This window comes from Telluria sp. PB2R4 (genome assembly GCF_059685695.1).
This window is the reverse complement of the sequence record NZ_JCASIC010000006.1, coordinates 217,663-231,551: the sequence shown is the minus strand read 5'-3', so window position 1 is coordinate 231,551 and position 13,889 is coordinate 217,663. Positions and strand designations below refer to the sequence as shown.

Annotated in this window: 14 protein-coding genes; 4 read left to right on the top strand and 10 right to left on the bottom strand. The window is 66.2% G+C overall.

Annotated features, from left to right (window positions below):
* Positions 1-142 precede the first annotated feature (142 nt).
* The 6 genes from AC56LU_RS12640 to xapA form a co-directional block, all read right to left on the bottom strand.
* Entirely contained in the window at positions 143-547 is a 405-nt protein-coding gene (locus AC56LU_RS12640) for a cytidine deaminase (RefSeq protein ID WP_497175954.1), read from the bottom strand.
* 10 nt (positions 548-557) lie between these two features.
* Positions 558-1,880 (bottom strand): thymidine phosphorylase, encoded by a 1,323-nt coding sequence (gene deoA, locus AC56LU_RS12635; RefSeq protein ID WP_497175953.1) that lies wholly within the window; start codon positions 1,878-1,880, stop codon positions 558-560.
* Between the two features lie 154 nt (positions 1,881-2,034).
* Complete coding sequence (locus AC56LU_RS12630) at positions 2,035-4,425, bottom strand: aldehyde dehydrogenase family protein (protein WP_497175952.1); 2,391 nt, start codon at positions 4,423-4,425, stop codon at positions 2,035-2,037.
* Positions 4,426-4,443: 18 nt separating this feature from the next.
* Entirely contained in the window at positions 4,444-5,400 is a 957-nt protein-coding gene (deoC, locus tag AC56LU_RS12625) for a deoxyribose-phosphate aldolase (protein ID WP_497175951.1), read from the bottom strand.
* Positions 5,397-6,590, bottom strand: a complete 1,194-nt coding sequence (locus AC56LU_RS12620) for a phosphopentomutase (protein WP_497175950.1) — start codon at positions 6,588-6,590, stop codon at positions 5,397-5,399. The genes deoC and AC56LU_RS12620 overlap by 4 nt, the downstream gene beginning before the upstream one ends.
* 22 nt (positions 6,591-6,612) lie before the next feature.
* Complete coding sequence (xapA, locus tag AC56LU_RS12615) at positions 6,613-7,455, bottom strand: xanthosine phosphorylase (protein WP_497175949.1); 843 nt, start codon at positions 7,453-7,455, stop codon at positions 6,613-6,615.
* A gap of 290 nt (positions 7,456-7,745) precedes the next feature.
* On the opposite strand from xapA, the gene AC56LU_RS12610 reads away from it, so the two are divergent.
* From AC56LU_RS12610 to AC56LU_RS12600, 3 genes are read left to right on the top strand one after another with little or no spacing between them, the layout of a single operon-like run.
* Positions 7,746-8,876, top strand: a complete 1,131-nt coding sequence (locus AC56LU_RS12610) for a carbohydrate kinase (RefSeq protein ID WP_497175948.1) — start codon at positions 7,746-7,748, stop codon at positions 8,874-8,876.
* A gap of 2 nt (positions 8,877-8,878) precedes the next feature.
* On the top strand, positions 8,879-9,787 hold the full coding sequence (locus AC56LU_RS12605) for a pseudouridine-5'-phosphate glycosidase (RefSeq protein WP_497175947.1): 909 nt from the start codon (positions 8,879-8,881) through the stop codon (positions 9,785-9,787).
* Positions 9,788-9,800: 13 nt separating this feature from the next.
* Positions 9,801-10,706, top strand: coding sequence for a LysR family transcriptional regulator (locus AC56LU_RS12600; protein WP_497175946.1), 906 nt, complete (start codon positions 9,801-9,803; stop codon positions 10,704-10,706).
* 17 nt (positions 10,707-10,723) lie between these two features.
* On the opposite strand, the gene AC56LU_RS12595 is transcribed toward AC56LU_RS12600, so the two are convergent.
* Positions 10,724-10,933, bottom strand: a complete 210-nt coding sequence (locus AC56LU_RS12595) for a hypothetical protein (RefSeq protein WP_497175945.1) — start codon at positions 10,931-10,933, stop codon at positions 10,724-10,726.
* Positions 10,934-11,137: 204 nt separating this feature from the next.
* Here AC56LU_RS12595 and AC56LU_RS12590 point away from each other — a divergent pair, with 204 nt between their 5' ends.
* On the top strand, positions 11,138-11,512 hold the full coding sequence (locus tag AC56LU_RS12590; protein ID WP_497175944.1) for a hypothetical protein: 375 nt from the start codon (positions 11,138-11,140) through the stop codon (positions 11,510-11,512).
* Between the two features lie 43 nt (positions 11,513-11,555).
* Here AC56LU_RS12590 and pcp read toward each other — a convergent pair whose 3' ends face one another.
* Genes pcp through AC56LU_RS12575 form a run of 3 tightly spaced genes read right to left on the bottom strand, consistent with a single transcriptional unit; the run spans position 11,556 to position 13,842 of the window.
* Positions 11,556-12,200 carry a pyroglutamyl-peptidase I gene (pcp, locus tag AC56LU_RS12585; RefSeq protein WP_497176016.1) on the bottom strand — a complete coding sequence of 215 codons (645 nt, stop codon included), beginning with the start codon at positions 12,198-12,200 and terminating at the stop codon, positions 11,556-11,558.
* Positions 12,200-13,153 (bottom strand): DUF979 domain-containing protein, encoded by a 954-nt coding sequence (locus AC56LU_RS12580; protein WP_497175943.1) that lies wholly within the window; start codon positions 13,151-13,153, stop codon positions 12,200-12,202. Before AC56LU_RS12580 ends, pcp begins: the two co-directional genes overlap by 1 nt.
* A complete protein-coding gene (locus AC56LU_RS12575) occupies positions 13,150-13,842 on the bottom strand; it encodes a DUF969 domain-containing protein (protein ID WP_497175942.1) in 693 nt (230 codons plus the stop codon). Before AC56LU_RS12575 ends, AC56LU_RS12580 begins: the two co-directional genes overlap by 4 nt.
* Positions 13,843-13,889: the final 47 nt, after the last annotated feature.

Below are 13,889 nucleotides of genomic sequence, written 5' to 3'. Positions count from 1 at the left end.
TTGAGAAGGATCAGGCTGTTGACGACAGGAACGTGCCTCCGCTGTGCATTCGGAAAATTCCGACCAATGCATTAGGCAGAAAAGAAGAAAGCGCTGCCGCGTTTCCGCGTACAGCGCTTCTTGTCGGGGTGCTGCGTGGGACTTACTTGTTCAGATCCCGGCCGCCGAAAGCATTCGGCAGTTGCTCGGCCGCGGTCGTTTCGAACACGTCGCCGTCCAGGTTCGTCAGCACCACCGGCAGCGCGTTGCCGCCCAGTTCCAGGATCACCTGGCGGCAGGCGCCGCAGGGGGCGATCGGGCCGTCGGTCTGGCCGATTACCGCCAGCGCCGTGAAGTCGCCCGGCTTGTAGCCCTGGGCGATGGCGCTGAAGAAGGCGGTGCGCTCGGCGCAGTTGCACAGGCCATAGGACGCGTTTTCCACGTTACAGCCGCGGAAGATGCGGCCGTCCTTGCACTCCAGCGCGGCGCCGACCTTGAACTGCGAGTATGGCGTGTAGGCCTGCTCGCGCGCGGCGCGGGCTTCGTCGATCAGTTTTGCGTATGTCATGGTGCGACTCTCAAGGACGAATGGTTTTGTAGATCATCGGTTCGGCCGCCGGCGTCGAGGCGCCGATCTGGTAAGCCGCCTGCACCTGGCGCACCGCCTGCTCGGCAGCGTCCCGGGTGCGTGCGTGGACCATCGCCAGCGGCTGTCCAACCGCGATCGCGTCGCCCAGTTCCACCAGGTTCGTCAGGCCGACGGCGAAGTCGATCGAATCCTGCGGACGCACGCGGCCGCCGCCCAATGCCACCACGGCCAGGCCGAGGCCGCGCGTGTCGACCGCGCTTGCGAAGCCCGCCTGCAGGCTCGGCGCCGGCACGATGACCGGCGCGGTTTCCAAGTGCGCGTCCGGCTTGTCCATCAGGTCGGCCGGGCCGCCCAGCGCGGTGACCATGCGTGCGAAACGCTCGGCCGCTTCGCCGGAATCCAGCGCGGCCAGCAGCTTGGCGCGCGCCTCGCCGTCATTGGCGGCAATGCCGGAGATGACCAGCATCTCCGCGCACAGCGCCATCGTCACTTCGTGCAGGCGTGCCGGGCGCGCCTTGCCGGTCAGGTAGTCGATCGCCACGCGTACTTCGACCGCGTTGCCGGCCGCGTGGCACAGCGATTCGTTCATGCCGGTCAGGATCGCCGAGGTGCGGGTGCCCGCACCATTGCCGACGTGGACGATGCTCTCGGCCAGCTCCACCGATTTCTCATAGGTCGGCATGAAGGCGCCGCTGCCGACCTTCACGTCCATCACCAGCGCGTCCAGGCCCGCGGCCAGTTTCTTGGAGAGGATCGAGCCGGTGATCATGGCCACCGATTCCACGGTGGCCGTGGTGTCGCGGATGCTGTAGAAGCGCTTGTCGGCCGGCGCCAGTTGGGCGGTCTGGCCGATGATGGCCACGCCCACGTCCTTGACGACCCGGCGGAACGTTTCCGGATCCGGCACGGTGCTGTAGCCGGGGATCGAATCGAACTTGTCCAGGGTGCCGCCGGTGTGGCCCAGGCCGCGGCCCGAGATCATCGGCACGAAGCCGCCGCAGGCCGCGATCATGGGCCCCAGCATGAGCGAGACCACGTCGCCGACGCCGCCGGTCGAGTGCTTGTCGACCACCGGGCCCGGCAGGTCCAGCGATTTCCATTCCATCACCAGGCCCGAATCGCGCATCGCCAGCGTGAAGGCGACGCGTTCGTCCATGGTCATGTCGTTGAAGTAGACAGCCATCGCGAGTGCCGCGATCTGGCCTTCGGTGGTTCTGCCGTCGGGGATGCCGCGCACGAAGAACTGGATCTCCTCGGCGCTGAGGATGCCGCCATCACGCTTTTTGCGGACGATTTCTTGGGGTAGGAACATGACATTAACCTTTTCTATAACGTAGGGTGGGCGGATTCTCCGCCCACGCGTTCAACCATCCTGTGAACAGCCACGGAGCTGGCCGGGATACGTGATTTGAACGCGCGGGCGGCAAAGCCGCCCACCCTACGACGCCCGCAGGCGCCAACAATACTTAGACGCCGTACGGGATCCAGACGTTCTTGACTTGCGACGCATGCTGCAGCACGGTGCGGCCACACGCCTGCTTGGCATCGAACCAGTCCCTACCCTTAGCACCGCCAACCCAGGTGCGCTTGAGCGACTCGCTTGATAAGCGCTCGACTTCCGCGCATCCTTCCGCCGAGCCGTCGTGGCGCCACACCGCATCCACGTCCGAGTGCGAAGCCAGCGTACGCGCCAGTTCCGAGCTCGATCCGGTGACGATGTTCAGCGCCCCGCCCGGCAGGTCCGAGGTATCCAGCACCTGGTACAGATCAAGCGCCGACAGCGGCGCCGTTTCCGACGGCACCGCCACCACGCGGTTGCCCAGGGCCAGGGCCGGGGCCACCAGCGAGATGAAGCCCAGCAGCGGGTTCTCATTCGGGCAGACGATGCCGATCACGCCGACCGGTTCGTTCAGCGCCACGGTGATGCCGTGCATCGGCGGCTGGTGGGCGGCGCCGTCGTACTTGTCGCACCAGGCGGCCCAGTAGAACAGGCGCTCGATCGAGGCCTGCACTTCGCGCGCGGCATCCTTCGAGCCGGTCTGCGCGGCGATGCGCTGGGCAAATTCGTCGGCACGGATCGCCAGGTTCTCGGCGATGTAGTACAGCACCTGGGCACGGTTGTGGGCGGTGGCCTTGGACCAGCCGGACGCCTTGTGTGCCGCTTCCACGGCGTTGCGGATGTCCTTGCGGTTGCCTTCGCCGACGTCGGCCAGGAAGGCGCCGTTGGCGCCGTTGATGGCGCGGCTGTAGGCGCCGTCCGGGCGTGCCTGCTTGCCGCCAATGTAGAGCTTGGCGGTGCGGTCGACGGCGAACGGCGCAGTTGCCACATTCGCTTCCTCCGATGCCTTGACGCGGCCTTTTTCAGGAACGATCGGCGCGGCCGGGCGTGCATCTTCCGACAGCGGCGTCAGGTACTCGTACATGCCCTCCTTGCCGCCTTCGCGGCCGAAGCCCGATTCCTTGTAGCCGCCGAAGCCGCAGGCTGCGTCGAACTGGTTGGCGGTGTTGATCCACACCACGCCGGCCTTGATCTGCGGCGCCACGTCCAGCGCCAGCGAGATCGATTCCGACCACACGCAGGCGGCCAGGCCGTACACGGTGTTGTTCGCCAGTTGCACTGCCTCGCTCGGGGTGCGGAAGCTCATCGCCACCAGCACCGGGCCGAAGATCTCGGCCTGCGCCACGGCGGCCGAGGTCGACGCGCCCGTGATCAGGGTCGGCAGGTACCACGAACCGGCGGTCGGTGCCTCACACGAAGGCTGCCAGATTTCGCAGCCTTCGGCACGCGCCGATTCCACCAGGCCGTGGATGCGCTGCTGCTGGATCGGATCGACCAGCGCGCCGATGTCGTTCGACTTGTCCAGCGGCGAGCCGACGCGCAGGTTCTGCATGCGCGCCTTGACCTTGGCGATGAAGCGGTCATACACCGATTCCTGCACCAGCAGGCGCGAACCGGCGCAGCAGACCTGGCCCTGGTTGAACCAGATCGAATCGACCAGGCCTTCCACGGCTGCATCCAGGTCGGCGTCGTCGAACACGATGAAGGGCGACTTGCCGCCCAGTTCCAGCGACAGCTTCTTGCCGGTGCCGGCGGTGGCCTTGCGGATGATGCGGCCGACTTCGGTCGAGCCGGTGAAGGCCAGCTTGTCGATGCCCGGGTGATTCACGATGGCCTCGCCCACGGCGCCGTCGCCGGTGACGATGTTGACCACACCCGCCGGAACGCCGGCCTGCTGGCAGATCTCGGCGAACAGCAGCGCGGTCAGCGGCGTGAACTCGGCCGGCTTGAACACGATGGTGTTACCGGCGGCCAGCGCCGGGGCGATCTTCCATGCCAGCATCAGCAGCGGGAAGTTCCATGGCACGATCTGGCCGACCACGCCCACGGCGCGGTAGTCGGCGAATTCTTCCTGCTGCAGCTGGGCCCAGCCGGCGTGGTGGTAGAAGTGGCGCGCGGCCAGCGGCAGGTCGGCATCGCGGGTTTCGCGGATGGTCTTGCCGTTGTCCAGGGTCTCGAGCACCGCGAACAGGCGCGCATGCTTCTGCAGCAGGCGCGCCAGCGAATACATGACACGCGCGCGGCCATGGCCGCCAAGCGCCACCCAGCCCGGCTGGGCGCGGCGCGCGGCTTGCACGGCGCGTTCGATGTCGTCCGCGGTGGCTTGCGTCACCTGGGCCAGTTCACTGGCGTCGGCCGGGTTGCTGGTGGCGAAGGTGCTCGCAGCGTCGGTCCAGGCGCCGTCGATGAACAGGCCGAAACGGCGTCCATGCTGATCCAGCCACGCATTCGCTTCCTTGGTGCTTTCTGGTGCGGGGCCGTAATCCATAGTCTGAAGAATCTCTTTAATAGTTGGCATGACGAATACCTTGCTGTTTTATGGTTGCGCGTGGCGATGGGCGGCCGAGTAGTTGCCGGTCACGTAGTGTTCGAGCTGGCGTTCGATGTCGGTCATCAGGCTCGACGCGCCAATGCGGAACAGGTGCGGTTGCAGCCAGTCGTTGCCGAGTTCTTCCTTCATCACGGTCAGGTATTGCAGCGCGGCCTTGGCCGTGCCCACGCCGCCGGCCGGCTTGTAGCCGACCTGGAAGCCGGTCTGCTCGTAGTAGTCGCGGATCGCGCGGGTCATCACCAGGGAGACCGGGATGGTGGCGTTGACGCCTTCCTTGCCGGTCGAGGTCTTGATGAAGTCGGCGCCGGCCATCATGCAGACCATCGAGGCCTTGGCCACGTTGTCCAGGGTGACGATGTCGCCGGTGGCCAGGATCGCCTTCACGTGCGCGTCGCCGCAAGCCTGGCGGTAGGCGAGCATTTCGTCGTACAGGGCTTGCCAGTTGCCGGTCAAGACGTGCTGGCGGGTGATCACGATGTCGATCTCGGTCGCGCCGGCGGCCACGCTGAGTTCGATCTCGCGCAGCTTGGTCTCCAGGCTCGACAGGCCGGCCGGGAAGGCGGTGGACACGGCGGCGATCGGCAGGCGGCCCTGCAGCACTTTCACGGCGGGTTGAATCATCTCGTGGTACACGCAAACCGCGCCGGTGGTGAGCGATTCGAGGCCAAGGGCCTGCATCAGGTCCGCGCGCAGCGGGCGCATCGCCTTCATGCACAGGCGCTCGACGCGGCCCGGGGTGTCGTCGCCACCCAGGGTGGTCAGGTCCATGCACTGCACCGCGCGGACCAGCCAGGCGGCCTGGTATTCCTTCTTGACGGTACGGCGGTTCGCCAGGCTGGCGGCGCGGCGGTCGGCCGCGTTGCGGTTCACCTTGACGTGCTTGACCAGGCCGAGGTCGAGGCCGACGGCCATGTTACGTTTGAAATCCAGGGGCTGGGTCATAGCAGTGCGGTTCCGTTCGAAAGTGGTTTGACGCCAAGGTGCTTGGCGAGCGTGGCGCCGATGTCAGAGAAAGTGTTCGCAATCGGCAGTTCCTGCGGAGCGACCTTCGGGCCGAAGAAGATCATCGGGATGTGCTCGCGGGTGTGGTCCGAGCCCGGCGCGGTCGGGTCGCAGCCATGGTCGGCGGTGATGACGACCAGGTCGCCGTCCTTCAGTTTGCTCATGAATTCCGGCAGGCGCGCATCCAGCTCGTGCAGCGCGTTCGCATAACCGGCGACGTCGCGGCGGTGGCCGAAGTGCATGTCGAAGTCGACGAAGTTGACGAAGGTGAGCGACTTGGAAGGCGCGCTGTCCGCCACTTCCAGCAGGCGGTCGAACAGGGCCATGTTGTCGGCGCCCTTGATCAACTGGGTCACGCCCTGGGCCGCGAAGATGTCGCTGATTTTACCGAGGGCGATGACTTCGCCGCCTTCGTTCTTGACGTGGTCGAGCAGCGTCGGCGCGGTTGGCGGTACCGCGTAGTCGTGGCGGTTGGCAGTGCGCTTGTACTTGCCGTTCTCGCCCAGGAAGGGACGCGCGATCACGCGGCCGATGTTGTAGGGCTTGACCAGCTCATACGCCGCTTCGCAGACTTGGTACAGGCGATCGAGGCCGAAGTGTTCTTCGTGCGCGGCGATCTGCAGCACCGAGTCGGCCGAGGTGTACAGGATCGGCTTGCCACTCAGGACATGCTCGTCGCCCAGCTCGTCGATGATGGTGGTGCCGGAGGCGTGGCAGTTGCCCAGCCAGCCGGGAACGCCGGTGAGTTCCTGCAGCTTGTCGGTCAGCTCTTTCGGGAAGGACGGCAAGGTCTTCGGGAAGTAGCCCCAGTCGAACAGCACCGGCACGCCGGCGATTTCCCAGTGGCCGCTCTGCGTGTCCTTGCCGGTCGACTGCTCGCGCGCGACTCCCCAGGCGCCGCTGAAGCCGTCGCGCTGCTGGAAACCGGCAGCCCATTCGCCGCTGGCCTTGTGCGCGGCCGCGGCCAGGCCGAGGCGCTCGAGATTGGGCAGCGCCATCGGCTTGCCCTCGTTGGCGGCCCATTCCGCAATGTGGCCGAAGGTGTTGGCACCGAGATCGCCGTACTTGTCGGCATCGGGCAAGGCGCCCAGGCCGAACGAGTCGAGCAGGAGGATGAATGCGCGTGACATGGAATCGCTCGCTTTTAAATAATCAGGCAGCGCTGCGTGGGGTCGAACCCAGGCGCTCGATGAAGGAATGAATCAGGGTGACCAGGTCCTTGGCCGCGACCGCGGCGTACTTCAGGGTCTGCTCGTGCGACAGCGGGAACGGGGTCAATCCCTCGGCCAGGTTGGTGATGGCCGAGATGCCGGCGACCTTCAGGCCGCAATGGCGTGCCGAGATCACTTCCGGCACCACCGACATGCCGACCACGTCGGCGCCGAGCGTCTTGAAGGCGCGGATCTCCGCGGCCGTCTCGAAGTTCGGGCCCGGGCAGGCCAGGTACACGCCTTCGTTCAGGGTGATGCCCTTGCTTGCCGCGGTTTCCTTGATCATGGCGCGCAGGTCGGCGTCGTAGGCGTTGGCCATGCTGAAGAAGCGCGGGCCGAAGCGCTCGTCGTTCGGGCCGGCCATCGGGCTGCCCGGCAGCAGGTTGATATGGTCGCTCAGGACCACGACACTGCCCGCATCCACTTCCGGACGGAGCGAACCGGCGGCATTGGTCACCAGGAGCATCTCGCAGCCGATCAGCTTGAAGGTGCGCACGGCGGAGGTCATCACGTTGGCGCCATAGCCCTCGTAGAAGTGACCGCGGCCCTTCATGCATACCACCGGCACGCCGGCCAGCGTGCCCAGCACCAGTTCGCCCGCGTGGCCGTGCACGGTGCTGATCGGGAAGCCCGGCAGGTCGGCGTAGCTGATCGATACCGCATCCTCCATCTGCTCGGCCAGCACGCCCAGGCCCGATCCCAGGATCAATGCGGCACGCGGCGCGAAGCCCGGTTTGCGGGCCTGGATGACTTCTGCTGCTTCAAATGGAGTATTGCTGAACATGGCGTGTCCTTGTGGTTCGGATGCGGGAGAGGTAGGAAGAGGCTGGCACCGTTGTTGCTATCTAACCTTGAACAAAGAGCACATATCAGCCGGAATATTATAACTATGCATGAGGGGCGATATGTATGGCAAATACCATTTTTCTTGTCGATTTATTGGTTTAAAAAATAAATCAAACGGTGTATTGTCGACCTGTCGACCTTGGAGCCGATTTGGTTTGACAGCCTTCAAACATTTGTCTAGCATCTATCAACAATTGTTTATCACTATCCTCGCTGGACCCACCGACCGTGACCGAGCTGCCCAAAAAAGAACAGTTGTATGAGCTGATCCGCGCGAATCCCTTCATTTCGCAACAGGAGCTTGCTGCCCAGCTGAAGCTGTCGCGCTCGGCCGTGGCCAACTACATCGCCACCCTGGTACGCGAGCGCCGTATCCTGGGTCGCGCCTATGTGCTGCCGGACGGGCGCCCGATCCTGTGCATCGGCGCCGCCAACCTCGACCGCAAGCTGCGCTCGCTCGCCAGGCTCACGCTCGGCACCTCGAATCCGGCCAGCCAGGACGAATCCTTTGGCGGCGTCGCCCGCAACATCGCCGAGAACCTGGCGCGCCTGGGTGCGCCGGTGGCCCTGATCACGGCGGTGGGCAACGACGCCTCCGGTCGCGCCCTGCTCGCCCACGCCGAGGAGGCCGGCATCGACACCCGCGGCGCGCTGCGCCTGGACGGCGCAAGCAGCGGCACCTATACCGCGGTGCTGGACCAGGACGGCGAAATGGTGGTGGCGCTGGCCGACATGGCCCTCAACGACCATTTGAGCCCGGATTTCCTCGCCACCCGCCAGCAGCAGCGCGCCGGCGCGGCATTGGTGGTGGCCGACCTGAACCTGCCGCGCGATACCGTTGCCGCCCTGCTCGAAGACGCGCAGCGCGACGGGGTGCCGCTGGTGCTGGTGGCGGTGTCCGCACCGAAGATGGCGCGCCTGCCCGAACAGCTGCACGGCCTGCGCCTGCTGATCCTGAACGAAGGCGAACTGGCGAGCCGCCTCGGGCGCCCGCTCGACAGCGACGCCGCCATCGGCGCCGCCTGCGCGGAACTGCAGCGCCAGGGCGCGCAGGACGTGGTCGTCACACGCGGTGCGCGCGGCGTCATGTATACCTCGGTCGACGGCCTGATGCGCCTCGATGCGCCACAGGTCGACGTGGTCGACGTCACCGGCGCGGGCGACGCCTTTGCCGCCGCCGTCTGCTGGTCGCTGCACAGCGCCGGCGAAGACAGTGCGGACCTGGGGCTGGCCTGCCGCCGCGGCCTGCAGCTGTCCGCCATGACCATCGCCTGCGCGCAGACCGTCTGCCCGGCGCTCGAACCCGGCCATGTCGATGGCCTTCTTATTGAATCCGACCCCGAATCCGTATTGGACTGAACATGCAATCCTTCCTCCTGTTCTCGCCCGAAGTGGCGGCCGCACGCGCCGCCGGCAAGCCCGTGGTGGCGCTCGAATCGACCATCATCTCGCACGGCATGCCCTATCCGCAGAACGTGCACACCGCACGCGACGTGGAACAGATCATCCGCGACGCCGGCGCCGTACCGGCCACCATCGCCATCATCGGCGGCAAGATCTGCGTCGGACTGCTGGATGACCAGCTCGAGCTGCTCGGCTCCTCGCCTGACGCCATGAAAGTCAGCCGCCGCGACCTGCCCTACGTGCTCTCCACCGGCAAGCTCGGCGCGACCACCGTGGCCGCCACCATGATCTGCGCCCAGTTGGCCGGCATCGAGGTCTTCGTCACCGGCGGCATCGGCGGCGTGCATCGCGGCGCCGAGACCAGCTTCGACATCTCGGCCGACCTGCAGGAACTGGGCCGGACCAGCGTCGCCGTGGTCTGCGCCGGCGTAAAGTCGATCCTCGACATCGGCCTGACCCTCGAATACCTGGAAACCCATGGCGTGCCGGTGCTGAGCGTCGGCCAGCCGGGCTTTCCGGCCTTCTTCACGCGCGAGAGCGGCTTCCAGGCCGACTTCCAGCTCGACACCCCAGAGGAACAGGCAGCCTTCATCCGCACCAAGTGGCAGCTCGGCCTGGCCGGCGGCGTGGTGGTGAGCAATCCGGTGCCCGCGGAGTCGGCGATGCCGACGGTGGAGATCGACGCCATCATCGCCCAGGCGCTGGGCGAAGCCGAGGCGCAGGGCGTGAAAGGCAAGGCGGTGACGCCCTTCCTGCTGGCGCGCATCAAGGAACTGACCGGCGGCCGCAGCCTGGCGACCAATATCGCGCTGGTCAGGCACAACGCCCTGGTGGGTGCGCGCCTCGCGGTGGCGCTCAAGGCTTGAACCAGGGGCGCCCATGTCGATCGACCTGAAACAGCTGCGCTACTTCCTGGCGGTGGCCGAAGAGAAAAGCTTCTCGCGCGCCGCCGAACGCCTGCACATCTCGCAGCCGCCGCTGAGCCAGCAGATCATGAAGCTGGAAAGCGAACTCGGGGTGCGGCTGTTCACGCGCACCACGCGCAGCTTCGAACTCACGGTGGCAGGCAAGGCCTTGATGGGCGAGGCGGCCGAGCTGCTGGCCAAGATGCGCATGACGATCGACACCATCCGCCAGATCGACCGCGGCGAAGTCGGCCGCCTGCGCGTGGGCATCGTGGGTTCGGCGATGTGGGGGCCGATTCCGGCCCTGCTGGAACAGTTCCAGAGCCAGTATCCGCGCGTGACCTGGACCATCCACGAGCTGGGGCCGAACGACCAGTGGGAAGCGCTGCGCGCCCGGCAGATCGACGTCGGCTTCTGGCGCGAGCCGCGCATCGAGGCGGATGTGCTGAAGCAGGCCAACCTGCGCCAGGACCTGTGCTTCCGCGAAGACGTGTGCGTGGCGATCAATGCGAAGCACCCGCTGGCGCAGCACGAGGCGATCGAGCTGATCGACATCGCGCAGGAACCGATGCTCACCCTGCACCTGGACCAGTCGGCCGAGCCGCGCTACCTGATCCAGTGCTGCGTCAACGCCGGCTTCCAGCCGACCATCTTCCAGGAAGCCGCCGAGCCGCAGACCCTGCTGGCCATGGTCGGCGCGGGCCTGGGCGTGGCGCTGCTGCCGCAAACCACCAGCCGCATCGGCTGGCCGGGCGTGCGCTTCCTGCCGATCCGCACCAACCCGCCTTCGGCCAATCTGTACATCGCCTACCCGGTGGAGGGCGATGCGCCGGTGGTGCGCGCCTTCCTGAACATCCTGTTTCCCGAACAAGCCGCTTGACGGCGCCTATTGCACGCTTATTGCCGCTTGAGTTCGACCGCTACCGTGCTGAGCGAGGCAATCTGGTGGCGCCGGTCGGTCGGGCGGGTCAGCACGCGCATGGTGATGTCCATCGGCACGCCCATCTTCGCCAGTTCAGTGGCGGCGCGCGGCCGGCCCTCGCTCGCCGCTTCGTGGATGGCGGAGTCGATCAGCAATGCGGTCTTGTAGTCAGTTCGTCGGTCCATTGATCGATCCTAACACCCCCCGAGCGCACACTTCAAGGCAATCGCCTTTTGACAAAGCTGATCGCGACACCGACTTCGATAAATTTTGTTAAAGCTGCAAGTTTTTTCTGTTCTGCGTTACTTTGCGCACCGTTCTCAACCCATTCATGGTGCAAACTCTTGTCAAAAGATGAATAACTTAAACCCCTTCACAAGGAGCACACCATGAATAAATCCACCGCTACCATTTCCGCCCTGATGCTGGCTGTCGCCGTGATGGCCACCGGCTGCAAGAAAGACGACAATCCGAACATGGGTCCTGCACAGGAAGCCGGCGCCGCTGTCGATGCCGCCGCTGCCAACGCAGCACAGGAAACCCGCGAAGCGGCGCAAAACGTCGAGAACGCGACCGAAAACGCCGCCGCACGCGTTGATGCCGCCGCTGAACGTGCAGGCGAGAACCTCGAGCAGGCCGGCGCCGAAATCAAGCAGGAAACCAAGGAAGCCGCCGCTGAAGTCGATGCAGCGGCAGACAAAGTTGGCGACAAGACTGGCGCCGCCCTGGAGCGTGCCGGCGAGAAGCTGCAGGAAAAGCGTTAATCACCAGCTAGTTGTTTGAACGTGGCGTACGCAGGCGGGCGGCTCAGTGAGTCGCTCCGCCGGCGTGCGCCACGTCGCGTTCCGTCTTCACCGCCGTTTGCACGGCCGTCATGATGCCCAGGATGATGTCATCGAGGGGCATCGACGGCGGATCGTCCGCCCGTTCCTCTGCCTGCTCCGGCAGGAAGGGCACGTGGATGAAACCCGCCTTCACCGGCGTGCCCGCCGTGTGGTGCATCAGCCCGTAGAACACGTGGTTGCACACGAAGGTGCCCGCGGTCTGCGACACCCCCGCCTTCAATCCCTGTTCCCGCATCGCCGCCACCATCGCCTTGATCGGCAAGGTGCTGAAATAGGCCGCCGGTCCGTCTGCGCAAATCGGACGGTCGATCGGCTGGCGGCCGGCGTTGTCGAGAATGGAGGCGTCGTCGACATTGATCGCCACCCGCTCCACCGAAATCTCGGGACGCCCGCCGGCCTGGCCGACGGCGATCACGATATCGGGATGCAGCTCGTCGACCATGGCGGCCAGGGCGGCACTGGCTTCAATGAACACGCAGGGCAGCTGGCGCACTTCGACGCGGAAACCTTCGCCGCTCCAGCCGGCCAGGGCGCGCACGGCCTCCCAGGCCGGGTTGATGCTGGCCTGGTTGAAGGGTTCGAAGCCAGTAAGCAGGACAGTCTTGATCATTGGTTCATCAGGAAATACAGCAGGAAGATGTTCGCCACCAGCAGCGGCAGCGCGGTCGGGATCTGCGCCCGGATGACGGCGTTCTTGTCGGGCAGGTCGAGCAGCGCGGCCGGCACGATGTTGAAGTTGGCCGCCATCGGCGTCATCAATGTACCGCAATATGCGCTGAACATGCCGATCGCCGCCATCACGGCCGGGTTGGCGCCGTACACGCCGACCAGCACCGGAATGCCCACGCCGCCCGCCATCACCGGGAAGGCCGCGAAGCCGTTGCCCATCACCACCGTGAACAGCGCCATGCCGATGCAGAACACGGCCACCGCGATGAAGCGCGAATCCATGGCGATGTACGAGGTCGTCACGTGCGCGACCGCCTTGCCCACGCCCGCCTCGGTGAACAGCAGGCCGAGCACCGCCAGCATATGCGGCAGCACGACCGCCCAGCTCATCGCATCGACCAGGCGCCGCGCCTCGCGCACGCCCTGCAGCGGCGTGGCGCGCGTCAGCCAGCAGGCCGCGCCCAGCGCCACGATGGCGGCGACGCCCAGGCTCACCAGGGTCACGTGCCTGGGGTCGAGCAGCGCCAGGCCGTTCACCTGGACCTCGGAGAACACCGTGGCCCCCAGCATGGTCACCAGCGGCAGGATCAGCGCCGGAATGAACAGCCGGTTGCCGAGCCGGCTGCTACTGGCGCGGCGCACCTCCTCCGGCGGCATGTCGGGCTTGCCAGCGGCGACACCCTTGAAACCGGCGACCAGCGCCATCAGGATCATCAAGGCGCCGACAAAGCTGGGGGGCAGGCGCTCGCCTGCCAGGTAGAGCAGCGCGTACAGGCCCCAGAACAAGGCGGTGGTGACACGGCGCGGGTTGCTGCGGTCACGCAGGTTCATCACGGCGACGGCCACGAACAGCAGGCCGACCAGTACGTAGAAGAATTCGAGCGTGATCATGCCTGGCCCATGTCACGACGGATCTGCACATCGAGCCGGCGCAAATTCCAGGCGTGGATGATGAAGGCGGTGATCGCGGTCGGGATGCCCCACAGCGCCATGTGCAGCGGGTCGACCGCGATGCCCTCGGCATTCAGTATGGTCTGCATCAGGACGATGGCGCCGAAGGCGACGAAGATGTCTTCGCCGAAGAACAGGCCGACGTTGTCGGTGGCGGCGGACATGGCGCGAATGCGGTGGCGCAGGTGGTCCGGCAAACTGCCGTATTGCGTCTCGGCCGCGGCTTCGGCCATCGGCGCCACCAGCGGGCGCACCATCGAGGCCTGGCCGCCCAGGCTGGTGAGGCCGGCGGCGGCCGAGGTCTCGCGTGCGAACAGGTAGACGATCAGGAGGCGCCCGGCGGTGGCCGAGCGCACCTTCGCGATCGCCGTCTGGGCGCGCTCGCGCAGGCCGGCGCGCTCCAGCAGGCCGATGGCGGCCAGCGGCAGCAGCAGGATCAAAGGCAGGTTGCGGGTCTTGACGAAGGCGCCGCCGAGCGCGGCCAGGATGCCTTCCACCGGCATCGCGGCGGCCAGGCCGGTGACGCCGCAGGCGGCCACCACCACCAGCACGGGGTGGGCGCGCAGCAGGAAGCCGGCGACGACGACGGCGACGCCGAGCAGCGGCCACAGGTTGACGGCAGATTGCATGAACTCTCCGTTGAAAGCCGTGCAATCTTACCCGATGTTCGCTGCGA

Bases quoted from the DNA above. Each gene is read 5' to 3' on its own strand.
- AC56LU_RS12630 (WP_497175952.1), bottom strand. From the start codon at position 4,425: ATGCCAACTATTAAAGAGATTCTTCAGACTATGGATTACGGCCCCGCA.
- AC56LU_RS12620 (WP_497175950.1), bottom strand. From the start codon at position 6,590: ATGTCACGCGCATTCATCCTCCTGCTCGACTCGTTCGGCCTGGGCGCC.
- deoC (WP_497175951.1), bottom strand. From the start codon at position 5,400: ATGACCCAGCCCCTGGATTTCAAACGTAACATGGCCGTCGGCCTCGAC.
- xapA (WP_497175949.1), bottom strand. From the start codon at position 7,455: ATGTTCAGCAATACTCCATTTGAAGCAGCAGAAGTCATCCAGGCCCGC.
- AC56LU_RS12575 (WP_497175942.1), bottom strand. From the start codon at position 13,842: ATGCAATCTGCCGTCAACCTGTGGCCGCTGCTCGGCGTCGCCGTCGTC.
- AC56LU_RS12580 (WP_497175943.1), bottom strand. From the start codon at position 13,153: ATGATCACGCTCGAATTCTTCTACGTACTGGTCGGCCTGCTGTTCGTG.
- deoA (WP_497175953.1), bottom strand. From the start codon at position 1,880: ATGTTCCTACCCCAAGAAATCGTCCGCAAAAAGCGTGATGGCGGCATC.
- AC56LU_RS12590 (WP_497175944.1), top strand. From the start codon at position 11,138: ATGAATAAATCCACCGCTACCATTTCCGCCCTGATGCTGGCTGTCGCC.
- AC56LU_RS12600 (WP_497175946.1), top strand. From the start codon at position 9,801: ATGTCGATCGACCTGAAACAGCTGCGCTACTTCCTGGCGGTGGCCGAA.
- AC56LU_RS12595 (WP_497175945.1), bottom strand. From the start codon at position 10,933: ATGGACCGACGAACTGACTACAAGACCGCATTGCTGATCGACTCCGCC.
- AC56LU_RS12640 (WP_497175954.1), bottom strand. From the start codon at position 547: ATGACATACGCAAAACTGATCGACGAAGCCCGCGCCGCGCGCGAGCAG.
- AC56LU_RS12605 (WP_497175947.1), top strand. From the start codon at position 8,879: ATGCAATCCTTCCTCCTGTTCTCGCCCGAAGTGGCGGCCGCACGCGCC.